Origin of the sequence: Mycobacterium sp. ITM-2016-00317, assembly GCF_002968295.1 — a bacterium.
Taxonomy (GTDB): Bacteria; Actinomycetota; Actinomycetes; order Mycobacteriales; family Mycobacteriaceae; genus Mycobacterium.
On record NZ_CP134399.1, the window covers coordinates 5,522,386 to 5,545,899 of the forward strand.

Genomic DNA, 23,514 nt, shown 5'->3' on the forward strand with positions numbered 1-23,514 from the left:
CCCGTGGCTGAACTGCGTTCGTTCATCTTCATCGACCGGCTTCAGCCGCAGACGATGTCGTACCTGGGCACCTGGATCAAGGGGGCGTTGCCCCGCGCCGGGATGGCCGCCCAGATCATCGAGGTGGCCCCGGGTCTGGACATCGAGGGCGTCACCGACGTGGCCCTCAAACACGCCGAGGTGCAGGCCGGGATCCTCGTGGTGGAGCGGCAGTTCGGCTACCTCGAGTTCCACGGGGAGACCTCGGCCGTCGAGGCCGCCGCCGACGCCGCGCTCACCGAGCTGGGCGGGGACACCGGCTCGGCGACCGCACCCGAGATCCTCGCCTCGCGCATCATCTCCAGCATCGACCGCCAGCACGCGTTCCTGATCAACCGCAACAAGATCGGTTCGATGGTGCTGGCCGGCGAAACCCTGTACGTGCTGGAGGTGTCCCCGGCGTCATACGCGATCCTGGCCACAAACGAGGCCGAGAAGGCCGCCGACGTGAAGGTCGTCGATTTCCGGATGATCGGTGCGACCGGCCGCGTTTACCTCTCCGGTAGCGAGTCCGACATCCGCCAGGCCGCATCCGCGGCCGAGGAGGCGCTCGCCCGGAGCGTGCGGTGAGCATCGACCGCGACACGCTGCGCCAACTCGTCCGAGAGGTGATCCGTGAGAGCGTCGGCGACCTGGTGGCGGCATCTCCCCCGCCGCCCCCGAAGCCGGTACCCGCGCCGCCTGCGGCCGCGCCGGCGAAGGTCCCCGACGGTCCCGTAGCGACCGGGCCGCTGGCCGCCGACGAACGGTCCCGGGTGGACACCGTCCGCATCGGCAACGACCGCGACCTCGACGTGTTTGTCCGAAACCTGCTGCGGCTCTTCGAGAACCCGAAGACCCGTGCCGACCTGCGGCACGGTCGGCTGTCGTTCCGGCTCGCCGGCACCGAGCGCGGCGGAGCCGGCAGCACCCGACGCGTCGACCGGGGCGCGGTCACCGAACGGCAGATCGCCGACGTCGCCGCCGCCGGCGCATCCCTGGTCCTCGGCCCCCGCGCCGTGCTGACCCCGCTGGCCCGTGAGCGCGCCCGCGCGCTGGGCGTGACGATCCACAAGGAGCGAAAATGATCCGTGGCACGGTCATCGGCCAGGTCTGGTCGACCCGCCGCATCGACGGCATTCCGGCCGGCGCATTCCTGGAAGTCGAGGTCGACGGCTCCGGCTCCCGGCTGATCGCATTCGACGTGCTCGGCAGCGGCGTGGGCGAACAGGTGCTCGTCACCCAGGGCTCGGTCGCGGCGAGCTGGTTCACCGGCACCCCGCCACCGGTCGACGCACTGATCATCGGTTCCATCGATCCCACCGGCTAGCCGCACGGCTGCGGCCCGCCCACGTCAGATAACCGACACAAAGGAGAAACACCATGGCCAGCAACGCGATCGGAATGATCGAGACCAAGGGTTACGTCGCCGCGCTCGCGGCCGCCGACGCGATGGTCAAGGCCGCCAACGTGACGATCACCGATCGCCAGCAGGTCGGCGACGGGCTGGTCGCGGTCATCGTCACCGGTGAGGTCGGCGCCGTCAAGGCCGCGACCGAGGCCGGCGCCGAAGCCGCCTCCCAGGTCGGCGAACTCGTCAGTGTGCACGTGATCCCGCGGCCGCACAACGAGCTCGGCGCACACTTCTCCGTCGCCGGGCAGTAGTCTCCGGCCGTGGCTTTGTCGAACGCACAGAGCGGGTCCGCGACGGTGTCGCCGGCGCTGGCGCGCACCGACATCCGCGTCTACCTCCTCGTCGAGGATCTGCAGCAGCAGTTCGCCGCATATCTGGGCACCCCGACCCGGGCGCGCGGCTACCCGCCGTACGCCGGTGAGCACGCGCTCATCGTCGAGGTGTCCCCGGCGTTGGCGATCGAGCGGGTCATCGACCTGGCGTTGCGCGAGGTACCGGGTATCCAGCCCGGAATCCTTTACGTCGAACGGCAATTCGGCGTCCTGGAGATCCACTCGGGCGATCTCGCCGATGTCCGCCGCGCCGGCGAGGCCATTCTGAGCGGCACGCAGAGCGCCGCGACCGACCAGTTGCGGCCCCGGATCCTGTACTACGACGTGATCGAGGACATCACCGATCAGCACGCGGTGATCCTCAACCGCAACCGGCAGGCGTCGATGGTGTTGCCGGGGCAGTCGCTGTTGGTGTACGAGATGACGCCTGCACTGTTCGCCGCGGTGGCGGCCAACGAGGCCGAGCGCGCGGCGCCCGGTCTGACGCTGGTCGACGTGCAGATGATCGGTGCGGCTGGCAGGCTCTACATCAGTGGCAGCACCCAGGATGTGGTGGCGGCTCGGGACCGGATCACCGAGGTGCTGGGAGCGATCGAAGGACGTGACCATTGAGCGCAGACGACGTCGACGACGACCGGTTGGTCGCCGAGAAGGCGCTGGCGGCGTTCGACCTGCCGCAGGGCTCGGCACTGCGGCTGCTGAACCTGTCCGAGAACGCGACCTACTCGGTGGAGGAACCGGGCTGCGGACACCGGTCGATCCTGCGGGTCCACCGTAAGGACTACCACCGCATCGACCAGATCGAGTCCGAACTGCTGTGGCTGGACGCGCTGCGCCGCGACAGCGACATCACCGTGCCGACCGTGATCCCGGCGCACGACGGCCGCCGGGTGGTCACCGTCGAGCACGAGGGCACCGACCGCCATGTCGTGCATTTCGAGATGGTTCCGGGCGCCGAGCCGGACGAGAACACGTTGAGCTCCACCGACTTCCACACGCTGGGCGGTATCACCGCGGCCCTGCACGACCACTCGCGCAGTTGGCAGCGCCCCGCCGAGTTCAACCGGTTCGCGTGGGACTGGGAGAACAGCCTGGGGGGTGCACCGCGGTGGGGCCGCTGGCGTGACGCGGTCGGCGTCGGCGACCACGAGGCCGAGGTGCTCAGCCGGGCCGCAGGGCTGTTGAGCAGTCGGCTCGCCGAATACGGCACCGGACCCGACACCTTCGGCCTGGTCCACGCCGATCTGCGGTTGGCCAACCTGCTGGTCGACGGCGACACCATCACCGTGATCGACTTCGACGACTGCGGATTCGGCTGGTACTTCTACGATTTCGGCACCGCGGTGTCGTTCTTCGAAGACCACCCCTCGGTGCCGGAATGGCAGGACGCCTGGGTGGCCGGGTATCGCACCCGCAGGCAGATGAGCGCCGCCGACGAGGACATGCTGGCCTCGTTCATCCTGCTGCGGCGGCTGCTGCTGCTGGCCTGGATGGGCAGCCACAGCCATTCCAAGGAATCCCAGGCGATCTCCGTGACCTATGCCGCGGGCAGCTGCAAGCTCGCTGAACAGTATCTGACCTCCGACGGTCACCGGCTTTTCTGATCACGCTCCGAAAGGGCTTATCGCTATGTTCAACTCGCTGCAGGGCCGCTCGGCCGTCGTCACCGGCGGAAGCAAGGGAATCGGCCGGGGCATCGCCGAGACGTTCGCCAAGGCGGGCGTCAACGTCGTCGTCACCGGCCGCAACCAGGACGACATCGACACCGCCGTCGCGGATCTGGCCGGGCTCCCGGGGACCGTCACAGGGGTCGCCGCCGACGTCGCGAGCCCCGAGGACTGCCGGCGCGTCGTCGCGACCGCGACCGAACGCAACGGCGGCCTGGACATCCTGTGCGCCAACGCCGGAATCTTCCCGTCCGGCCGGATCGAGGACCTGACCCCCGAGGACATCGAGCAGGTCGTCGGCGTGAACTTCAAAGGCACCGTCTACATGGTGCAGGCCGCCCTGGACGCGCTGACCGCCAGCGGGCGCGGCCGAGTCGTGATCACCTCGTCGATCACCGGCCCGATCACGGGTTTCCCCGGCTGGTCGCACTACGGCGCGAGCAAGGCCGCGCAGCTGGGCTTCCTGCGCACGGCCGCCATCGAGTTGGCGCCCAAGAAGATCACCGTCAACGCGGTGCTGCCGGGCAACGTGATCACCGAGGGCCTGATCGAGATGGGCCAGACCTACATGGACCAGATGGCGGCCTCGGTGCCTGCGGGCAAGCTCGGCGAGGTCGCCGACATCGGCAACGCCGCGCTGTTCTTCGCCACCGACGAGGCCGCCTACATCACCGGGCAGTCCCTGGTGGTCGACGGCGGCCAGATCCTGCCCGAATCGCCCGAGGCGCTCGCTGACCTCTGACCGGTAGCCTACATTTGGTTATACCAATTCTGTAGGTGAGGAGGTCCGGTGGCGACCCAGACCGAGGACCTGCGGCGCCGGATCGTGGCCGACATCAACGCCGGGGTGCCCGGCACCAAGCTCGGCAGCGAGCGCGAACTCGCCGAGCGGTACCGGACCAGCCGCTCCAGCCTGCGCCAGGTGCTGGCCGCGCTGGAGGAGGCCGGGCTCGTCGACCGGGTGATCGGCCGCTCGGGCGGGATCTTCATCAGCCACGCCCAGGTGCAGCGCAGCCTCACCGACGTGGTCGGGGTCCCGGCGTTTCTGGCCAGCCAGGGCTACGTCGCGGGCACCCGGGTGCTCTCGACCAGGATCGCCGCGCCCGACCCGACCACCCAGCAGGCGCTCAACATCGGCCCCGACGACTTCGTCATCGAGATCCACCGGGTGCGCCTGGCCGATGGTTCACCGATCTCGCTGGAATTGGCCCAGTTCCCGGCCGAGGCGTTCCCGGGCCTGCTGGAGCAGCAGCTCGGGGGGTCCCTCTACGAGATCCTGGAGAGCGAGTACGGGGTGGTCACCGCCCGCGCCGACGAACGCATCGAGGCCGTCAACGCCACACCGGAAGAGGCCGGCCTGCTCGGCGTGAAACCGAAGTCGGCGCTGCTGCTGATCACCCGCATCACCTACGACCAGCACGACACCCCGTGCGAGTTCTCCCGCGACCTGTTCCGCGGTGATCGCACCCGGCTCGCGGTCACCGCACAGGGTCGCGGCGTCGGCGGCACGCCCTCGGTGGCCGCCGCATCGGTCGCGCTGCAGAGCCAGGCCTGAGACCCCTCGCGAACGTGCATTCCCGGTAGTGGTTCACGCGCGGCGGCTACCGTGACCGCACGCTCGCGGGCAAAGTGGTACCGGTGACCGACTTCCCCGGCGCAGGCAGGTTCGCGCCCAGCCCTTCGGCGGACCTGCACATCGGCAACCTGCGCACCGCGGTGCTGGCGTGGCTGTTCGCCCGCTCGAGCGGCCGCCGGTTCCTGATGCGGGTGGAGGACCTCGACGACCGCACCGACACCGGCATCGCCGAACGGCAACTGGCCGATCTCGCCGCGATCGGTCTCACCTGGGACGAACCCGCGACCTGGCAGACGCAGCACCGCGAACGCTACGACGCCGTCGTCGCCGAACTGGCCGAACGCGGCCTGCTGTTCGAATGCTATTGCAGCAGAAAGGACATCGCTCAGGCGCCGCGCGCGCCGCACGCTCCGGAAGGCGCCTACCCGGGGACCTGCCGCGACCTGACCGACAGCGAACGGGAGAAGCGCAGGCAGGAGACGGGCCGGCCGCCCGCGCTGCGGTTGCGCACCGACACCATCACCTTCACCGTGCACGACGTACTGCACGGGGACTACACCGGCCTGGTCGACGACTTCGTGGTGCGCCGCGGCGACGGGGTGACCGCCTACAACCTGGCCGTGGTCGTCGACGACGCGGCATCCGGGATCGACCAGGTGGTGCGCGGCGACGATCTGTTGGCGTCCTCGCCGCGGCAGGCCTACCTGGCCCGGCTGCTCGGCCATCCCGTGCCGGTGTACGCGCACGTGCCGCTGGTGCTCAACCCCGACGGCGCGCGGCTGGCCAAACGTGACGGCGCGGTGACGCTGGCCGAGATCGGGGTGTCCGAAGCAGTGGCGCAGATCGCCGACTCGCTCGGGTACTCCGCACGCACCGTCGAGGGCATGCTCGACGAGTTCGATCCGGTGCGGTTGCCCCGCGCTCCGTGGGTATACCGCCCCGGGTGAGCAGAACCCTTCAGCTGAGGCCTCCGGGTTGCTACGGTCCGCCGATGCGCTACCCACGCAGGATCCTGTTCGCGGTGCTGGCCGCGGTCGCCGTATTGCTGAGCGCGTGCGGTTCCTCGGAGCCCGGGAACGCGGTGGAGTCCAGCGGCGTGCTGCGTGTCGGCACCGAGGGCGTGTACGCGCCGTTCAGCTTCCACGACCCGGCCACCGGCGAGCTCACCGGCTACGACGTCGACGTCGCCCGCGCGGTCGGCGAGAAGCTGGGCGTCGACGTCGAATTCGTCGAGACGCCGTGGGACTCGATCTTCGCCGCGCTGGAGGCCGACCGCTTCGACGTCGTCGCCAACCAGGTGACGATCACTCCCGAGCGCCAGGAGAAATACGACCTGTCCGAGCCGTACTCGATCGGTGAGGGCGTGATCGTCACCCGCGCCGACGACGACTCGATCACTTCACTGGACGATCTGCGAGGCAAGCGCGCCGCGCAGAGCACCACCAGTAACTGGGCGCAGGTGGCCCGCGACGCCGGTGCGCAGATCGAATCGGTGGAAGGCCTCACCCAGGCGATGGCGCTGCTCAGCCAGGGCCGGGTGGACGTGGTGGTCAACGACAGCCTGTCGGTCTACGCCTACCTGGCCGAGACCGGCGACACGGCGGTGAAGATCGCAGGCACCACCGGCGAGAAGAGCGAGCAGGGGCTGGCCGCGCGCAAGGACAGCGGCCTGCTGCCGGACCTCAACACCGCGATCGAAGAACTCAAGACCGACGGCACGCTGAGCGCGATCTCCGAGAAGTACCTGCGCACCGATGTATCCGGCGGCGAGGACGCCCCGCAGGCGCAGCCCCGCTCGGCCTTGCGGCTGGTGCTGGACAACCTGTGGCCGCTGGCGAAGGCCGCGCTCACCATGACCATCCCGCTGACGCTCATCAGCTTCGCCATCGGCCTGGTCATCGCGCTGGGTGTCGCGCTGGCCCGGCTGTCACCGAATGTGCTGCTGTCCAACGCCGCCCGCTTCTACATCTCGGTCATCCGGGGCACCCCGCTGCTGGTGCAGCTGTTCATCGTGTTCTTCGCGCTGCCGGAGTTCGGCGTGCGGATCGACCCGTTCCCGGCGGCGGTCATCGCGTTCAGCCTCAACGTCGGCGGCTACGCCGCCGAAATCATCCGGTCGGCGATCCAGAGCATCCCGAAGGGACAGTGGGAGGCGGCGGAGACGATCGGCCTGAACTACACCGGTGCGCTGAGACGGATCATCCTGCCCCAGGCCACCCGGGTCGCCGTGCCGCCGCTGTCGAACACGCTGATCTCGCTCGTCAAAGACACTTCGCTCGCCTCCACCATTCTGGTCACCGAGCTGCTGCGCCAGGCCCAGATCATCGCCGCACCCACTTACGAGTTCTTCGCGCTCTACGGCACGGCGGCCGTCTACTACTGGGTGATCTGCCTGGTGCTGTCGTTCGGGCAGGCGCGGTTCGAGCACCGACTGGAAAGGTATGTGGCGAGATGACGAGCGCTTGCGCGAGGAATAGAAGATGATGACCGAAGACCGGATCGTCGCCCGGGATGTGCGTAAGTCCTTCGGGTCGCTCGACGTACTCAAAGGCGTGTCGTTCGCGGTGCCGCGCGGCACGGCCACCGCGGTCATCGGCCCGTCTGGCTCGGGCAAGACCACGCTGCTACGCACGCTCAACGCGCTCGACGTCGCCGATTCCGGGGTGATCAAGGTCGGCGACGTCGAGATCGATTTCGGCCGACCGGTGCCCAGGGACGAACTGCGCCGCTACCGCGCCCAGAGCGGCTTCGTGTTCCAGTCGCACAACCTGTTCCCGCACAAGACCGTGCTGCAGAACGTCACCGAGGGACCGCTCGTCGCGCAGAAGCGGCCCCGCGAGGAGGTCGAGGCGCAGGCGCTGGAACTGCTCGACCAGGTGGGCCTGCGGGACAAGCGGGACCAGTACCCGTTCCAACTGTCGGGCGGGCAACAGCAGCGGGTCGGGATCGCCCGTGCGCTGGCGCTCACGCCGAAGGTGGTGCTGTTCGACGAGCCGACCTCGGCGCTGGACCCCGAACTCGTCGGCGAGGTCCTCGGCGTCATCCGGGATCTGGCGCTCGAGGGCTGGACGATGGTGGTGGTCACCCACGAGATCCAGTTCGCCCGTCAGGTTTCCGAGCAGGTGCTGTTCCTCGACCAGGGCGTGATTCTCGAGCAGGGCCCGCCGGCTGCGGTGCTCGGCGATCCGAAGGAGGAACGGACGCGCCAGTTCCTGCAGCGCATCCTCAACCCGCTGTAGCCGCCGCCGTGAGACAGTGACGGGCATGGCACGCCACGAGGCCGATGTCCTCATCGTCGGGGCAGGGCTGTCCGGGCTGATCGCCGCGCGCAGCGTCCTGGCCGCGGGACTGACCCCGTTGATCCTTGAGGCCGACAACCGGATCGGCGGGCGCATCCTCACCGAGGATCTGGCCGGGTTGCCGGTGGACCTCGGAGCGCAGTGGATCGGCGACACCCACCACCGGATGTTCGCGCTCGCCGCCGAGCTCGGCGTCGAGACCTACCCGCAGTACGACGACGGCGAGACCACCTACGAGTTCGCCGGTGCAGGTGTGCTGCGCGGCAACGAGTTTCACGACAGATTCGCCGCCGAGCTGGCCGAACTGACCACGGTGCTGCACCGGCTCGACGAACTGGCCGCGCAGGTCGACCCGGCCGCGCCGTGGACGGCGCCGCAGGCTGCCGAGTGGGACGCCGTCACCGCCGGAGCCTGGTACGACGCGCAGGGACTGTCCCCGGTGGCCCGCACATTGCTGGAGATCTGCACGGTCGGGATCCTGGCCGTCCCCACCGTGGAGGTGTCGTTTCTGCACCTGCTCTTCACGATCCAGACCTGCGGGGTGACCTCGGAGTTGTTCGCCGAGTCCGAGGGCGGCGCCCAGACCACCCGGTTCGTCGGCGGCACCGCAGAGATCCCGAAACGGCTGGCGGCGATGCTGTCCGGGCATCTGGTGCTCGACGCCCCGGTACAGCTCATCGAGCACGGCCCCGACCGCGTCACCGTGCACTGCCGGGGCGGACGGGCGGCCCGCGGCCGGCGCGTCATCGTCGCGGTGTCCCCGATGCTGGCAGGACGGATCATGTACGACCCGCCGCTGCCGGGCTACCGCGACCAACTGACCCAGCGGATGCCGAACTCGTCGGCGATGAAGGCGTTCTTCGTCTACGACGAGCCGTTCTGGCGCGCCGACGGTTTGAACGGCCAACTCATCTCCGATGTCGGTCCGGCCCGGATGTCCAACGACACCTGCGTCCCGGGCGACGACCGCGGCGTGATCCTGCTGTTCCTCGAAGGCGAGCAGGCGCGCGTCCACACCCGATGGTCTGCCGAGGAGCGACGTGCCGCGCTGACCGACGAACTGGTGCGCCATTTCGGGTCGCGCGCCGCCCACCCCGCGCACTACGTCGACGGCGAGTGGAGCGACCGGCAGTGGACCCGCGGCTGCTACAACGCCAACTGCGGGCCGCTGGTGTGGACCGCCTACGGGCCGGCGCTGACCCCGCCGATCGGACCGATCCACTGGGCCTCGACCGACACCGCCACCGAGTGGAGCGCCTACATGGAGGGCGCGGTGCAGGCCGGTGAGCGGGCGGCGGCCGAGGTCATCGCGGCGCTGACGCGCTAGTCGGACTCGCCACTCGGAGCAGTTCGTCGAGTCCGGTCCGGTGCAGCATCTCGGCCCGCAGCCGGTCCGTCACCGCAAAACCCACGTCCGCCCCGTCCTGTGCGGGATCGATGTGCACCCGGAACGGCCGCTGCCCGTGAGGTGTCCCGACAACCGACACCACGGCCCGCGCCACGGCGGCCGGATCGGCGTCCGCGGGCATGATCGCGTCGAAAGCCCCCTGCACCCGGGTGGCGAACCCCGAGTACGGCCCGTTTTCGTAGGCCTCGGCCACCCCGGTATCGGCGGGGCTGCCTGCGTGGGCGAAGTGGTTGGTTCCAGCGGTGAAGGCGCCGGGGACGATGATCGACGTCTCGATCCCCCACAACGCCAGCTCCCGGGCGTAGGTCACGGCCAGTGCGTCCAAGGCCGCCTTCGCCGCGAAATAGGGTCCCCGATAGGGCGGCTCTGCGATCGAATCCACCTGTGCGGCATTGTGTCCGATGGTTCCCCGCATCGACGCATAGACCGTGTGGCCGGAATCGGCCAGCGCCTCCGCGGCGAGCCGGCCGAATCCGCTGGACGCGCCGGTGACGAGGATGATCAGCTGTTCCATGGCATTGCTCTCAATTTCCGTGCGGGTCCGCGGAATTGACCGCGGCGACCACGTCGTCGTATTCCCCGCGCGCCTCGGCGAAGCGCAGGAACTTCACCCGCTCCACCTGGATCTCCTTGACGTCCGGTTGCGACTCCAGGATATGCATGACCTCGGCGACGAAGTCGTCGAGCGGCATGGCAAAGTCGCTCTCTCGTTGCCCGGGAAGTAGATCCGTTGCGACCGACGGTGGTTCGAGTTCGATGAACTGCACGGTGGTGTCCGCGAGTTGCATTCGGACGGACTCGGTGAGTATGTGGATCGCGGCCTTCGAAGCGTTGTAGCTCGGCGTGGCCTTCAACGGGGTGAACGCCAATCCCGAGGAGACCGTGACGACGGTGGCCGACGGACGGCTCTGCAGGTGCTCGATGAACGCGGCGATCAGGCGGATCGGGCCCAGGACGTTGGTCGTGATCACCGACTCCGCCGAGGCGAGGAATCCGTCGGGGTGATGCCAGTCCTCGATCTTCATGATCCCCGCCATCGCGATGAGGGCATCGAGCTCCCGGTGCTTCGCGATGACCTCGTCGGCGGCGCGCCGCACGGAGGCCGGGTCGCTGGTGTCGACCAGCACGGTGCCGAACTCCGGGCGTTGCGCGGCGATCTTGTCGAGAAGTTCGGCACGCCGACCTCCGATGATGACGGTGTTGCCGCGGTCGGCGAGCGCGTTGGCCAGCGCCAGGCCGATGCCGCTCGTCGCTCCGGGGATGAAGATGGTGTTGCCGCTGATGTTCATCGCGGTCGTCCCTCCTGTTGTGGCGGTGTCCTCACGCTCGACAACACGACGGTTGCACAATCCCGTCCATATTCCTCATGCATTTCTATGATCAGCACTATGCATGTGCTGCATACGCTGCGCGCGGACCTCAACCTCGTCCCCGCGTTGGCCATACTCCTCGAGGAACGCCACATCTCGCGCGCGGCGGCCCGGCTCGGCCTCAGCCAGCCGGCGACCAGCCGTGCGCTGCAACGACTTCGGTCCCTGCTCGGCGACCCGCTGCTCATCCGCGAGCGTGACGGCTATCGGCTCACCGCACGCGCCCAGATCTTGCGGGACCAACTCGAAGGCGTGCTCCCGGCTCTGGAGGCGCTGGTGTCCCCCGACGACTTCGATCCCGCAGTCTCGACGACAGAGATCCACCTCGCGGGCACCGACTTCGCCGTGCAGACGTACGGGCCCGCGATCTGCGCCACGTTGATGCACGAATCTCCCGGCTCCGGGGTGCGTTTCCACAGCTGGCGGTATGACTCGATGGCCGAGGCGATTCACCGGGGCCGTGTCGAACTCGGCCTTTTCGGCGTGCATTCGTCGGGTGACCTCTCGGCGGCCGACCTGCTGACCGAGCAGTTCGTCTGCGTGGTGGACGCCGATCACCCGGCCACCGGGCCGGCGCTGATGCTCGCGGAGTACTGCCGCCTTCGGCATCTCGTGATCGATGTGACCGACGGACTCCAGCCCGACGTCGATCTACCCCTGCAGGAACGGGGTTTACGACGAAGGGCGATGGTCACCGTGCCCTACCACTCCGTCGTCCCGCTGATACTGGCCGGGACCGATCTCGTCGCGACGATTCCCGCGAGCCTCGCCCGACAGTGGCCGGCCGGTCACCGTGTGCGCATCCTGCAGGCACCGGCGGAGGTTCGGCGGCTGACCTACCGCATGGTGTGGCATCCCGCCTACGACAACGACCGCCGGCACCGCTGGTTGAGATCGACGGTGCGCACCGCGGCCCTGACCGCAGGTGCTACCCCAGCTTGACCGGAAGCGTCGACATGCCGCGCAGCGTCACGTTCTGTTTGTAGACGGGCTCGGCGGCCAGCGTGGAATTGGGGAACCGTGACGTCAGCACGGTGAGCGCGACGGTGGCCTCCAGCCGGGCCAGCGGTGCGCCGATGCAGAAGTGCGGGCCCTTGCCGAAGCCGAGATGGCGGATCACCGGCCGGTCGGGGTCGAACTCGTCGGGCCGCTCGACCGCGTCGGGGTCGCGGTGCGCGGCCGCGGTCAGCAGCAGCATGTTGTCGCCCTTCGGGACCGTGACGCTTCCCCCGATCGTCATGTCCTCGCCGGCGATCCGTCCGACCAGCTGCACCGGCGGGTCGTAGCGCAGGGTCTCCTCGATCACCACGCCGGCCCCGTCCGGATCGGCGGCCAGCGCGGCCCACTGGCCGTCGTTGCGCAGCAGCGCCAGTGCGGCGTTGGCGATCAGGTTGACCGTCGTCTCGTGTCCGGCCACCAGCAGCAGGTTGCAGGTCGCGACGATCTCGTCCTCGGTGAGCTGGTCGCCGGACTCCTCCACGTGGATCAGCCCTGACATCAGGTCGTCGCCGGGATCGCGGCGGCGGCGAGAGATCAAGCCACGCAGGTAATCCCGCAGCCAGAGCCCGGCCTGCATGCGCTCCTCGAACCCGTCGCCGGCGGCACCTGTCACGGTGATGAACGGATCCAGGGACTGGGCCAGCAGTGCCGAGGCTGCGCTGAACTCCGGCTCGTCCTCCAGCGGCACCCCGAGCAGCCGGCAGATCACCGCGACCGGAAGCGGATACGCCAGACCCTCGATAGCCTCGAACGGCTCCGCGCCGCCGGCGGCCTCCTCCAGCAACCCGTCGACCAGCGCGACGATGTCGGGCTCGAGAGCCCTGACGACCTTGGGCACGAACGCCTTGCTGACCAGGCGCCGCAGCCGGGTGTGGTCGGGCGGATCCAGGAACAGGAACCCCGGCGGCCCGAACGGGCGCTCCTCGGCGCCGTCGGCGATGGCGCGCTGGGCCACCGTGGACTTCAGCCGGTCGCTCGCCGAATCCGGGTGGCGCAGCACCTCGTCGCAATCGGCGTAGGACGAGAACACCGTCAGATTGTTGGCCGGCAGCTGCATCGGCCCGTGCGCGCGGATCTGCTCATAGACCGGGTACGGATCCGCTCGCCGGTCGGGCGCGAGCATCTGCAGCAGCAGCGACTGCGTTTCCGAGGCGGTCGTCATGCACTTATTGTGCACACGTTCAAAAGCGTGCAGGTCAGGTGAGGTCCAGTGTGGGGGTTGTGCACGCCATTCCGCCGACCGGCGTGCACAGGCCCCACAGTCGTGCGCTCAGGGCTTGTTCGCGTAGTACCGGCCCAGCACGTGCTCACGCAGATCGTCGAACCGGCCCTCGGGGATGCTCTCCCGGATCTGGTCGACCAGCCGGACGATGAACCGCTCGTTGTGGATCGTGCACAACGTCGCCGACAGCATCTCCTTGGCCTTGAACAGGTGGTGCAGATAGGCGCGGGTGTAGTGCGCGCAGGTGTAGCAGTCGCACTCGGGGTCGATCGGGGTGAAGTCGCGCCGGTAGCGCGCCCCGGTGATGTTGAAGCGGCCGTCGGCCGAGTACACCGCGGCGTTGCGGGCCACCCGCGACGGCGACACGCAGTCGAAGGTGTCGGCGCCGGCCTCCACCGCGGCGAACAGGTCGTCGGGCTCGCTGATTCCGAGCAGGTGGCGCGGCTTGTCGTCGGGCAGTTCGCTGCTGACCCAGCCGACGATCGTGGCCAGGTTCTGCTTCTCCAGCGCCCCGCCGATGCCGTACCCGTCGAACCCGCGGCCGTCCTCGTCCACGATCTGCGTCAACCCGCGCGCGGCCTGCCTGCGCAGGTCCTCGTACTGAGCGCCCTGCACCACTCCGAACAGCGCCTGCGGCGGCTTGTGCGCGCGCTCCACGGACAGCCGGCGATGCTCGGTCAGGCAGCGCACCGCCCACTCGTGGGTGCGCTGCACCGAGCGTTCCTGGTAGTCGCGGGTGTTGACCAGCGTGGTCAGCTCGTCGAACGCGAAGATGATGTCGGCGCCGAGTTGATGCTGGATGCCGATCGACACCTCCGGGGTGAACCGGTGGATGGACCCGTTCAGGTGCGAGCGGAAGGTCACCCCGTCGTCGTCGACGTGGGCCAGCCGCTCCTTGCCCTCGGCGATCACGTCGTCGGCCTGGACCCGTGAGGTGTCCATCGCCAGCACCTTCTTGAACCCGACGCCCAGCGACATCACCTGGAAGCCGCCGCTGTCGGTGTACGTCGGGCCCGGCCAGTTCATGAACGCCCCCAACCCGCCTGCCTCGTCGACGATGTCAGGCCCCGGCTGCAGGTAGAGGTGGTAGGCGTTGGCCAGGACAGCCTGGGCGCCAAGCTCTTTCATGGTCTCAGGCAGGACCGCCTTGACGGTGGCCTGGGTGCCGACGGCGATGAACGCCGGAGTCCGGATGTCTCCGTGCGGCGTCCGGATGACGCCGGCGCGGCCTGCCCGGCCGGGCAGGTCGGCGGTCACCGAGAAGAAGGGATCAGCGCGAAGCGGGTGGTCAGGCACGCCGTAGATTCTGCACTGTGTTGACACGCAGGTCTCTGGCCGCCGTACTGAGCTCGACCCTCCTGACCGTCCCGGTCCTCGCCGGATGCTCGTCGCCGACGCCGGAGTTCCAGCCCCCGCCCGGGGCGCTGGTGGCGGGAACCGCGCAGGTGACGATCAACGGCCGCGACGCCGGAACCACCGATTCGGTGCGGTGCGACCCGGCCGGGACGCTGACGATGATGAACACCGGCGACCCGCACGACCCCGAGGCCTCCGGCATCTCGGCGACGATCTCCAGCGAGGACGAACTCATCGTCCGCGAGGTCGGGATCCGCGACCTCGGCGGCTTCACCGGCAGCTACAACCAGGGCCTCGGCGGCGACGCGACCGTGACGATGACCGGGCGCACCTACGACATCCAAGGCACCGCCGACGGCTTCGACACCGACAACCCCAGCTTCCGCACCACAGGGGACTTCCAGATAAAGGTCGCGTGCTGAGCTGCAACCCAAAAGTGACGTGTGGGCCTGAGGTTGTGTGGCCATACTGCGAGAGATGATCCGCCGGTCTCGGCGAATCGCACGATACGAAGGAGAGCCGCGATGAAGCGCGAAATCCTCACCGCCGTGGGCGGCGCAGCGATCGTCATGGTCGGCCTGTCGGGCTGCGGATCGGACAAGTCGGACACGTCGGGAGAGACGTCGCAGGCGGCGGCCGCCGAGGGCAGGAGCACCGTCACCATCGACGGTGCCGACCAGGAAGTGCAGGGCACCGTCGTGTGCTCCGACATGGGCGGCAACACCAACATCGCGATCGGCGACGCGACCACCGGGATCGGCGCGGTCGTCAGCACCGGCGACGAACCGACCGTCGTGTCGGTCGGCCTGGGCAACGTCAACGGGGTGACCCTCGGCTTCCAGAGCGGCGCAGGCCAGGGTGAGGCAAGCGCCGAGAAGGACGGCCAGACCTACAAGATCTCGGGCACCGCGACCGGCGTCGACATGGCCAACCCGATGCAGCCGGTTAACAAGCCGTTCGAGATCGAGGTGACCTGCCCGTAGTCAGTTACCGGTGTAACCGGCGGCGGACTGCCGCAACTGCCAGATCTGCGCCGGGCAGAGTTCGTTGACGGCCTGATTGATCAGGTAACCCGCCTGGTAGTAGTCGGTGGTGTGGAAGTCGGTCTTCACCTGGTTCACCAGTTCGCGGTAGCCCATCGTGGCCGCGACGCGGTCACAGATGGTCTGGCCGTACCCGATGGCGGCGTCGGCGTTCGGGAAGTTGTATCCCGGACGGACGTGGACGTTGACCAGATAGGCGACGGTGTCGGCGTGCGCCGCGGGCGCCGCTACCAGCGTGGCGAAGGGCAGCAAGCCCGCCGACAACACCCCGATCAGCGTTTTCATAGGCCAGACCTTACCCACCGCCGCAGCCCCCGACAGCAAATGCCCACAAGGCTGCCCACGACCACGGCACCTCCACTTAGGGTGTAGCCCATGAAGTGGATGGCTGCGTGGGCAATCGCCGGTGTGCTGGCCGCGCCGTTGACGGTGTCGGTCGCCGGGCCCGCTTCGGCGACGCCGAGCACGTGCGACGGGGCCGGCTGCGTCCCGTTCGTCGCGCACGACGCGCAACTGGGCGAGCGCTGCAACCAGAAGACGCGCTACAACTTCGGGCTCGACGGCTCCGGCAACACGCTGGCGTGCAACTCGAAGAGCCAGTGGGTGTCGTTCCCGCCGCTGGTCGGGGTCCGGACCCTGCGGTCGGTGTGCGGCGACGCGACCGGGGTGGCGCAGAGCCCCGACGGGGTGCCGCTCAAATGCGACCGCGGCGCCTGGTCCGCCGATTACTGGGTGATGTTCTACGGCTGACGTCGCCCGAAGCCGCTGCCGCTGCGGATCAGCGGCAGCGTCGCGCTCGTCGCGAAACCCGGCGGTGCCTCGCACACCGCGGGCACCGCGTTGAGCACCTGCATCGCGGTCGCCACGTTCGCCGACCGCACGTGTTCAGCCATGCTCGCGGCCCGGTCGAAGCTCGCCAGCGAGAAGAAGTGCGTCTGCATCGACGGATCCCCCTCGATGGTCAGGGTCCAACCGTGCCTGGGCTTGGGCCAGTGGCCGGGATACTCATTGCCCACCGTCCAGAGCGTCTCGATCTCCACGAGCACCTGCCCGTCCCGTCGACCGCTCCACACCCAGCGTTGTCCGGCCGTGGTCCCGGCCTGCAGCAGGTGATCGAAGATCTGGTGGTCCTGTTGCGCCGCAACGGCTTCCACGGTAGCCGTAACCTCGTCCAGGTCGGCGTCGAGCGCGTCGCCGAGGAACCAGACCTGCTCGGTGAAGATCGAGCTGTTGAACGCCAGGAAGTCGGTGGCGGTCGGGCTGATGGAATCGACCGGCCGCCCGAAGGCCATGTTGTCGAACGTGATGCCGGTGCTCTCGTACACCGACCAGTCGGCCCGCTCCTGCAGGGTGATCTTCTCGATCGTGCGGCTCATCCCCGACAGGGCCAGTGGGAGCACCCCGGACAGATTGCCGGGGTTGATACCGCTGCCGTGCACCGTGCTTCGGCCCCGTTCGCATGCGGCGAGTACCCGGTCGCGGTCCGTCGGGTCCATCCGCCGGGGATGGAACATGAACGCCGTGGTGGCCACGTTCTTCCCGCTGGACAGCAGCGCGCACACGTCGTCGACGTGCGCGGTGCGGGGCGTGTAGAGCACGCAGTCGGCGTCCAGGGCGAGGATCGCGTCCACGTCGGTCGTACCGACCACCCCGACCGGCTCCCGGCCGAGCAACTCCCCCAGATCAGCGCCGTCCTTGTCGGCGGAGTACACGCGGGCCCCGACCAGCTCCATGTCGTCGCGGTGATCGAGGATGGCGGTCATCATCTCCGACCCGACAGCACCTGTGCCCCACTGAATCACCCGATACACAGCCGGACCGTAGCAGGATGGCGCCGTGACCAATCGCGTTCAACGACTGTTCGGCGTGCAGTTCCCCGTCGTGCAGGCGCCCATGACCTACATCGCGCGGGCCGAGCTGGCGGCCGCGGTGTCCGAGGGCGGTGGCCTCGGCATGATCGAGACGCTGACCCCCGAGGGACGCGCGGACCTGCTGCGGGTGCGCGACCTGACCGACCGGCCGGTTGCGGCGAACCTGATGATCCAGGGCTGGAAGCGCGACCCGTCGATCGTCGACGTGCTGGTCGCCGCCGGGGTGCGGCACGTGTTCACCTCCGCCGGCGACCCGGCACTGTTCACCGCCCGGTTGCACGACGCCGGGATGACCGTGGTGCACGTCGTCGGATCGCTCAGAGGCGCACAGAAGGCCGCTGACGCCGGAGTCGACGCGCTGGTCGTCGAAGGAGTGGAGGGCGGCGGATTCAAGTCCGCGCTCGGCGCGTCCACGATGGTGCTGCTGCCGCTGATCGCCGAGCGCGTGGACCTGCCGATCATCTGCGCCGGCGGCATGTGCGATGCCCGCTCCGGCGCGGCCGCCGTGGTGCTGGGCGCCGAGGGGCTGCAGATGGGCACCCGGATGCTGGCCAGCGTCGAGGCCGCCGTGCACGCCAACTTCAAGGACGCGATCGTCGCGGCCGACGACGCCGGGACGGTGCTGCTCGACGTCCCCGGCAATCCGACGATGCGGGTGCTGCGCACCGGGCTGGCGTCGCGGATCGACGAGCACCCCGCCGACGCGCAGCTGCTGGGCCGGATCACCGACCTGTACTTCGGCGGCGACCTGGAGGCAAGCGTGGCCAACACCGGCCAGGTGTCCTCGCGGATCACCGACCTGCAGCCTGTCGCCGACATCGTGCGGCACACCTGGGGCGACATCGAAGGGGTGCTCGACGGCGCCCGCGCCCGGCTCGGTTGAGCGCCCCGCCGACGGGGCACTCTCCCCGGTATGGATGGCGACTACGACGACCCGGGTCCTGACGACACGCTGAGCCCCAGTGAATCCCTGGACTCCGACGAGGTCCGCAACGACGACGGCGACATCGTCGTCGACCCGCCCGAGGAGTGGATCGACGCCGAGGTCGACGAAACCCTCGACGAGAAACTCGCCGCCGAAGTTCCCGATGTGACGCCCGCAGGCAGCCCGTCCGACGAACGGCCCACCCGCCACACAGGCGGCCAAATCGACGGAACCCCCGAAGACGGGGACTCGTTCTTCACCGTCGTCGACGACGACGAGAAGGAAGCGGTTCCCGGAGATGACGAGGCCGACCGCATCATCGAGGACTAACGTGGCCGAATGGCCCCGAAACGGATTCTGTGCTTTGGTGATTCGCTGACCTGGGGGTGGGTTCCCGTCGCCGACGGGATGCCCACCGAACGCTACCCGCGGGACAAGCGGTGGACCGGTGTGCTGGCCGACGGGCTGGGCCAGGACTATGAGGTGATCGAAGAGGGCCTTTCGGCACGCACCACCACCGCCGACGACCCGACCGATCCCCGGCTCAACGGCTCGAAGTACCTGCCTGCGTGTCTGGCGAGCCATCTCCCGCTGGACGTGGTGATCCTGATGCTGGGCACCAACGACACCAAGGCCTATCTGCACCGGACACCGCTCGACGTGGCGCTGGGCATGTCGGTGCTGGTGACTCAGGTGCTCACCAGCGCGGGCGGGGTCGGCACCGGCTATCCGGCACCCAAGGTGCTGGTGGTGGCCCCGCCGCCGCTGGCACCCATGCCGCACCCGTGGTTCCAGCAGATCTTCGAAGGCGCGCACGACAAGACCGCCCGACTGGCCGAGGTGTACGCCGCGATGGCGTCGTTCGTGAAAGTGCCGTTCTTCGACGCCGGTTCGGTGATCTCCACCGACGGCGAGGACGGCATCCACTTCACCGAGCAGAACAACCGGGCGCTCGGCGAGGCGCTGCGCGAACAGGTGCTCAGGCTCGGATGACCACTGGGCCGAGGGCTTCGTAGCGTCGCGCCTCCTCGGCGCCGAGCTCCTGGCCGGTCACGATCGCCTCGAAGTCACCGATGCGGGCGAACCGGCAGAAGCTGCTCTCGCCGAACTTCGAGTGCGCCGCCACCAGCACGGGCCTGCGGGCCACCCGCACCGCGGTGCTTTTCACCGCGGCGACCGCGGGATCCGGAGTGGTCAGTCCGTGCTCGAGGGAAATCCCGTTGGTGCCAAGGTAAGCCACGTCGATCACCAGGCTGTTCAGCATGTCGACCGCCCAGTGATCCACGGTGGCCAGCGTCCTGCCCCGCATCCGGCCGCCGAGCAGCAGCACCGTGACGGTGCGACTGTGTGCGAGGGCCTCGGCCGCCAGCAGCGAGGACGTCACCACCGTGAGCTCCTGCTCGGCCAACCGCTCGGCGATCAGCCGCGGCGTGAAACCTTCGTCCAGATAGACGGTTTCGGCGCCGTGCAGAAGCTCGGTGGCGGCCGCCGCGATGCGGTGCTTCTGGGCCAGGTCGACCTGGCTGCGGTATTCGACGCCGGACTCGAACGCGGCGGTCTCCAGCGGGACCGCGCCGCCGTGCACCCGCTTGAGCAGGCGACGACCCGCCAGTACCTTCAGGTCGCGACGGATCGTCTCGCTGGCGACGTCCAGTTCGGTCGCGAGGGAGACGACGTCCACCCGCCCACGGGTGCGGGCGAATTCGACGATCCGGCTCTGGCGGGTCTCGGAATCCACCTGCGTCAGGCTACTTGTCGGCGGTCATCAAGATCGCCTTGACCTCCTCCGCGGTCGTCGCCTGCCGCAGCCGGGCGACCTCGTCGGGCTTGAGGAACACCTGCGCGATCCTGGTCAGCAGCGCCATGTGGTCCTTGCCCGCCCCGGCGATGCCGACGACGAACTCGGCGGGCTTGCCGTTCCAGTCGATCGGTTCGGAGTAGCGCACGAAGGACAGTCCGGTGTGCCTGATCGTGTCCTTGGCCTCGTTGGTGCCGTGCGGGATCGCCAGCCCGTTGCCCATGAACGTGGAGACCGAGGACTCCCGCTCGTGCATCGCGTCGACGTAGGCCGGCTCCACCGCACCCGAGGTGACCAGCAGGTGCCCGGCCTCGTCGATCGCACCGGCGGACGACTTCGCCTTGCCAGACAACACGATCGACTCCAGTGGCAGCACATCCTCGTTCGGGGCCTCGGCGGTGTCCTCGACCTCGGCCGGCGCCGCACCGCCCTCGCCGTTGGTCTTCTTGAGCTGCTCGACGATCTCGTCGTAGCGCGGGCTGTTCATGAAGTCCTCGACCGAGACGTGCGCGGCCGAGCCGGTCCGCTGGCGGGCGCGCGGAGTCAGGTCACGGTGTGAGACGACCAGATCGTAGTTGTCGGTCAGATTCGAGATCGCCGAGTTGGTGACCTTGACGTCGTTGAAACCGGCCTGCTGAATCTTCCTGCGCAGCACCGACGCTCCCATCGCCGACGAGCCCATGCCGGCGTCGCAGGCGAACACGATGTTGCGGATCGGTCCGGTCCGGCCCGCGCCCGCTCCGGCCAGAGCACCTGCGACGCTGGACTTCTTGCCCTTGAGCGACTCCATCTCGGCGGTGGCCGCGGCCAGGTCCGGCTCGTCGGTGGCACGGTCGGTCTTGAGCAGCAACGCGGCCACCACGAACGACACCGCCGCCGCTCCGAACACCGACAGCGTGACGCCCAGGAAACTGCCGCTGGCGGTCTGGGCGTACACCGCGATGATCGACCCCGGCGCGGCCGGGGCACGCAGGCCCGAGCCGAACAGCACGTTGATGAACACCCCGGTCATGCCGCCGAGGATGGTGGCGATGATGAGCTTGGGCTTCATCAGCACGTACGGGAAGTAGATCTCGTGGATGCCGCCGAAGAACTGGATGATCGCCGCGCCCGGGGCCGACGCGCGGGCGGCGCCCTTGCCGAAGAACATGAACGCCAACAGAAGTCCGAGCCCGGGACCGGGGTTGGCCTCCAGCAGGAACAGGATCGACTTGCCGGTCTCCAGCGCCTGCGTGGTGCCCAGCGGGGTCAGTACGCCGTGGTTGATCGCGTTGTTGAGGAACAGCACCTTGGCCGGCTCGATCAGGATCGAGGTCAGCGGCAACAGGTCGTTCTCGACGAGGAAGTCCACAGCGCTGCCGGCTGCGCGGGTGAACGAGGACACGATCGGCCCGATGCCGAAGAAACCGAAGATGGCCAGGACCATCCCGAGGATGCCGGCAGAGAAGTTGTCGACCAGCATCTCGAAGCCGGGCCGGATCTTGCCCTCCCACAACGCATCGAGCTTCTTCATGCACCAGCCGCCGAGCGGGCCCATGATCATTGCGCCGAGGAACATCGGCACGTCCGCGCCGGTGACCACGCCGACCGTCGCGATCGCCCCGACCACCGCGCCGCGGTTGCCGTGGATCATCCGCCCGCCGGTGTAACCGATCAGGATCGGTAGCAGGTAGGTGATCATCGGGCCGACGATGCCTGCGCCGTCGTAGGCGCCCCAGCCGCCGATCTTGGCGACCCAGCCGTCGGGATCCCGCAGGTTTGCGAAGATTCCCTGTAGCCAGCCCTGCTCGATGAACAGAGCGGTGATCAGGCCCCACGCGATGAAAGCCGCGATGTTGGGCATGACCATGTTCGACAGCGCAGTGCCCAGCTTTTGCACCCGCACCCGCACCCCGGTCCGCGCGGGTGCGTCCTCGACAGTTGCTTGCGACATCCCAGGTCCTCCGATTCGGTTGGGCGCGGCCGGTGCGGTGATGCCGGTCACAATGGCTCTGAGCCCAGTACACCGCATAAACGGGCACTAGTGCAAGCACTCGGTCACAATCGGTCATAAATTCCGGTGGTTTTATGCCCGACTGCCGGATACAGTGTTGAAAAGCACACCCGTCGAGAGGACTGTCCCCATGAAGGCTCTGCGCTTCTACGCCCCCGAAGACGTCCGGCTCGAAGACGTCCCGGAACCGACCTGCGCGCCCGACGAGGTGAAGCTGCGCGTCCGCAACTGCTCGACCTGCGGCACCGACGTCAAGATCTTCTACAACGGCCATCAGAACCTGACCCCGCCGCGCACCATCGGCCACGAGATCGCCGGCGAGATCGTCGAGGTCGGCGCCGACGTCAACTCCACCTACGGCAGCAACTGGCAGCCGGGTGACCGCGTCCAGGTGATCGCCGCGGTGCCCTGCGGCGAGTGTCACGAGTGCCGCAAGGGCTGGATGGCGGTGTGCCAGAACCAGACCTCGATGGGCTACCAGTACGACGGCGGCTTCGCCGAGTTCATGATCGTGCCGCGGCAGGTGCTCAAAGTCGACGGACTGAACCGGATTCCGGACAACGTCGGCTACGACGAGGCCTCGGCCGCCGAGCCGTTCGCCTGCGCGATCAACGCGCAGGAACTGCTCGGCATCGAAGAGGGTGACACGGTGGTGGTGTTCGGCGCCGGCCCGATCGGCTGCATGCACATCCGCATCGCCCGCGGCGTGCACAAGTGCGGACCGGTGTACCTGGTGGACGTCAACGCCGCCCGGCTGCAGATGTCGGCCGACGCGGTGTCCCCCGACGAAACCATCAACGGCGCCGAGGTCGACGTGGTGGAACGGGTCATGGAACTGACCGCGGGCCGGGGCGCCGACGTGGTGATCACCGCGACGGCGGCCAACGTCGCCCAGGAGCAGGCGATCGCGATGGCCGCGCGCAACGGGCGGATCTCGTTCTTCGGCGGCCTGCCCAAGAACAACCCGACGATCACCTGCGACTCCAACGTCGTGCACTACCGCCAGTTGCACATCCACGGCGCCAACGGCTCGGCCCCCGAACACAACAAGCGGGCGCTCGAATACATCTCCACCGGGCAGGTGCCGGTCAAGGACCTGATCACGCGGCACATCCCGCTCGACGACGTGCTCGACGCGTTCCAGGTCGTCAAGAACGGCGAGGCGATCAAGGTGACGGTGGAACCGGCCCCGGCCGAACTGCCCGCCGGGGTCTGACGTCTGC

Annotated in this window: 28 protein-coding genes; 20 read left to right on the forward strand and 8 right to left on the reverse strand. The window is 68.7% G+C overall.

Annotated features, from left to right (window positions below):
• Positions 1-3 precede the first annotated feature (3 nt).
• From C6A87_RS26440 to C6A87_RS26495, 12 genes are all read left to right on the forward strand, one after another.
• Complete coding sequence (locus tag C6A87_RS26440; protein ID WP_311114946.1) at positions 4-609, forward strand: BMC domain-containing protein; 606 nt, start codon at positions 4-6, stop codon at positions 607-609.
• Positions 606-1,106 (forward strand): hypothetical protein, encoded by a 501-nt coding sequence (locus C6A87_RS26445; protein WP_311114947.1) that lies wholly within the window; start codon positions 606-608, stop codon positions 1,104-1,106. The genes C6A87_RS26440 and C6A87_RS26445 overlap by 4 nt, the downstream gene beginning before the upstream one ends.
• Positions 1,103-1,348, forward strand: a complete 246-nt coding sequence (locus C6A87_RS26450) for a EutN/CcmL family microcompartment protein (protein WP_003931210.1) — start codon at positions 1,103-1,105, stop codon at positions 1,346-1,348. The genes C6A87_RS26445 and C6A87_RS26450 overlap by 4 nt, the downstream gene beginning before the upstream one ends.
• Before the next feature lie 53 nt (positions 1,349-1,401).
• On the forward strand, positions 1,402-1,683 hold the full coding sequence (locus C6A87_RS26455) for a BMC domain-containing protein (RefSeq protein ID WP_311114948.1): 282 nt from the start codon (positions 1,402-1,404) through the stop codon (positions 1,681-1,683).
• Positions 1,684-1,692: 9 nt separating this feature from the next.
• Positions 1,693-2,376 carry a microcompartment protein gene (locus C6A87_RS26460; protein WP_311114949.1) on the forward strand — a complete coding sequence of 228 codons (684 nt, stop codon included), beginning with the start codon at positions 1,693-1,695 and terminating at the stop codon, positions 2,374-2,376.
• Positions 2,373-3,368 carry a phosphotransferase gene (locus C6A87_RS26465; RefSeq protein WP_311114950.1) on the forward strand — a complete coding sequence of 332 codons (996 nt, stop codon included), beginning with the start codon at positions 2,373-2,375 and terminating at the stop codon, positions 3,366-3,368. The genes C6A87_RS26460 and C6A87_RS26465 overlap by 4 nt, the downstream gene beginning before the upstream one ends.
• Positions 3,369-3,393: 25 nt before the next feature.
• Complete coding sequence (gene fabG / locus C6A87_RS26470; RefSeq protein WP_311114951.1) at positions 3,394-4,173, forward strand: 3-oxoacyl-ACP reductase FabG; 780 nt, start codon at positions 3,394-3,396, stop codon at positions 4,171-4,173.
• A gap of 48 nt (positions 4,174-4,221) precedes the next feature.
• Entirely contained in the window at positions 4,222-4,986 is a 765-nt protein-coding gene (locus C6A87_RS26475; RefSeq protein ID WP_311114952.1) for a GntR family transcriptional regulator, read from the forward strand.
• An 83-nt stretch (positions 4,987-5,069) separates the two neighbouring features.
• Complete coding sequence (gene gluQRS, locus C6A87_RS26480) at positions 5,070-5,954, forward strand: tRNA glutamyl-Q(34) synthetase GluQRS (protein WP_311114953.1); 885 nt, start codon at positions 5,070-5,072, stop codon at positions 5,952-5,954.
• Positions 5,955-5,998: 44 nt separating this feature from the next.
• Positions 5,999-7,462 carry an ABC transporter permease subunit gene (locus tag C6A87_RS26485; RefSeq protein ID WP_311114954.1) on the forward strand — a complete coding sequence of 488 codons (1,464 nt, stop codon included), beginning with the start codon at positions 5,999-6,001 and terminating at the stop codon, positions 7,460-7,462.
• A 28-nt stretch (positions 7,463-7,490) separates the two neighbouring features.
• A complete protein-coding gene (locus C6A87_RS26490) occupies positions 7,491-8,246 on the forward strand; it encodes an amino acid ABC transporter ATP-binding protein (protein ID WP_311118088.1) in 756 nt (251 codons plus the stop codon).
• A gap of 25 nt (positions 8,247-8,271) precedes the next feature.
• Entirely contained in the window at positions 8,272-9,633 is a 1,362-nt protein-coding gene (locus C6A87_RS26495; RefSeq protein WP_311114955.1) for an FAD-dependent oxidoreductase, read from the forward strand.
• On the opposite strand, the gene C6A87_RS26500 is transcribed toward C6A87_RS26495, so the two are convergent.
• Both C6A87_RS26500 and C6A87_RS26505 read right to left on the reverse strand, forming a co-directional pair.
• Positions 9,611-10,228 (reverse strand): hypothetical protein, encoded by a 618-nt coding sequence (locus C6A87_RS26500; RefSeq protein ID WP_311114956.1) that lies wholly within the window; start codon positions 10,226-10,228, stop codon positions 9,611-9,613. The genes C6A87_RS26495 and C6A87_RS26500 overlap by 23 nt on opposite strands.
• A 10-nt stretch (positions 10,229-10,238) precedes the next feature.
• Positions 10,239-11,003 (reverse strand): SDR family NAD(P)-dependent oxidoreductase, encoded by a 765-nt coding sequence (locus C6A87_RS26505; RefSeq protein ID WP_311114957.1) that lies wholly within the window; start codon positions 11,001-11,003, stop codon positions 10,239-10,241.
• A 99-nt stretch (positions 11,004-11,102) separates the two neighbouring features.
• Between C6A87_RS26505 and C6A87_RS26510 the strand changes: the two genes are divergently transcribed.
• On the forward strand, positions 11,103-12,026 hold the full coding sequence (locus C6A87_RS26510) for a LysR family transcriptional regulator (RefSeq protein WP_311114958.1): 924 nt from the start codon (positions 11,103-11,105) through the stop codon (positions 12,024-12,026).
• Here the strand turns inward: C6A87_RS26510 and C6A87_RS26515 are convergent.
• Positions 12,013-13,245 (reverse strand): cytochrome P450, encoded by a 1,233-nt coding sequence (locus tag C6A87_RS26515; protein WP_311114959.1) that lies wholly within the window; start codon positions 13,243-13,245, stop codon positions 12,013-12,015. The two genes, C6A87_RS26510 and C6A87_RS26515, sit on opposite strands and share 14 nt — an antisense overlap.
• 108 nt (positions 13,246-13,353) lie before the next feature.
• A complete protein-coding gene (gene tgt / locus C6A87_RS26520) occupies positions 13,354-14,562 on the reverse strand; it encodes a tRNA guanosine(34) transglycosylase Tgt (protein WP_311118089.1) in 1,209 nt (402 codons plus the stop codon).
• Positions 14,563-14,618: 56 nt separating this feature from the next.
• Here tgt and C6A87_RS26525 point away from each other — a divergent pair, with 56 nt between their 5' ends.
• Positions 14,619-15,083, forward strand: a complete 465-nt coding sequence (locus tag C6A87_RS26525) for a lipoprotein LpqH (protein WP_311114960.1) — start codon at positions 14,619-14,621, stop codon at positions 15,081-15,083.
• A 102-nt stretch (positions 15,084-15,185) separates the two neighbouring features.
• Positions 15,186-15,644 carry a lipoprotein LpqH gene (locus C6A87_RS26530; protein WP_311114961.1) on the forward strand — a complete coding sequence of 153 codons (459 nt, stop codon included), beginning with the start codon at positions 15,186-15,188 and terminating at the stop codon, positions 15,642-15,644.
• Here C6A87_RS26530 and C6A87_RS26535 read toward each other — a convergent pair whose 3' ends face one another.
• Complete coding sequence (locus tag C6A87_RS26535; RefSeq protein ID WP_311114962.1) at positions 15,645-15,989, reverse strand: DUF732 domain-containing protein; 345 nt, start codon at positions 15,987-15,989, stop codon at positions 15,645-15,647.
• A 90-nt stretch (positions 15,990-16,079) separates the two neighbouring features.
• Between C6A87_RS26535 and C6A87_RS26540 the strand changes: the two genes are divergently transcribed.
• Positions 16,080-16,454, forward strand: a complete 375-nt coding sequence (locus C6A87_RS26540; protein WP_311114963.1) for a hypothetical protein — start codon at positions 16,080-16,082, stop codon at positions 16,452-16,454.
• Here C6A87_RS26540 and C6A87_RS26545 read toward each other — a convergent pair.
• Complete coding sequence (locus tag C6A87_RS26545; protein WP_311118090.1) at positions 16,445-17,470, reverse strand: dihydrodipicolinate reductase; 1,026 nt, start codon at positions 17,468-17,470, stop codon at positions 16,445-16,447. The two genes, C6A87_RS26540 and C6A87_RS26545, sit on opposite strands and share 10 nt — an antisense overlap.
• A 70-nt stretch (positions 17,471-17,540) precedes the next feature.
• Here C6A87_RS26545 and C6A87_RS26550 point away from each other — a divergent pair, with 70 nt between their 5' ends.
• The 3 genes from C6A87_RS26550 to C6A87_RS26560 are packed head-to-tail and all read left to right on the forward strand — an operon-like array spanning position 17,541 to position 19,493.
• Positions 17,541-18,458 (forward strand): nitronate monooxygenase, encoded by a 918-nt coding sequence (locus C6A87_RS26550; protein WP_311114964.1) that lies wholly within the window; start codon positions 17,541-17,543, stop codon positions 18,456-18,458.
• Between the two features lie 30 nt (positions 18,459-18,488).
• Complete coding sequence (locus C6A87_RS26555) at positions 18,489-18,830, forward strand: hypothetical protein (RefSeq protein ID WP_311114965.1); 342 nt, start codon at positions 18,489-18,491, stop codon at positions 18,828-18,830.
• 9 nt (positions 18,831-18,839) lie between these two features.
• Positions 18,840-19,493 (forward strand): SGNH/GDSL hydrolase family protein, encoded by a 654-nt coding sequence (locus C6A87_RS26560; RefSeq protein WP_311114966.1) that lies wholly within the window; start codon positions 18,840-18,842, stop codon positions 19,491-19,493.
• Here C6A87_RS26560 and C6A87_RS26565 read toward each other — a convergent pair.
• Positions 19,480-20,238, reverse strand: coding sequence for a DeoR/GlpR family DNA-binding transcription regulator (locus C6A87_RS26565; protein WP_311114967.1), 759 nt, complete (start codon positions 20,236-20,238; stop codon positions 19,480-19,482). The genes C6A87_RS26560 and C6A87_RS26565 overlap by 14 nt on opposite strands.
• A gap of 10 nt (positions 20,239-20,248) precedes the next feature.
• Positions 20,249-22,231 carry a PTS mannitol transporter subunit IICBA gene (locus C6A87_RS26570; protein ID WP_311114968.1) on the reverse strand — a complete coding sequence of 661 codons (1,983 nt, stop codon included), beginning with the start codon at positions 22,229-22,231 and terminating at the stop codon, positions 20,249-20,251.
• Positions 22,232-22,421: 190 nt separating this feature from the next.
• Between C6A87_RS26570 and C6A87_RS26575 the strand changes: the two genes are divergently transcribed.
• Complete coding sequence (locus C6A87_RS26575) at positions 22,422-23,507, forward strand: zinc-dependent dehydrogenase (protein WP_311114969.1); 1,086 nt, start codon at positions 22,422-22,424, stop codon at positions 23,505-23,507.
• The last annotated feature ends 7 nt before the right edge of the window (positions 23,508-23,514 follow it).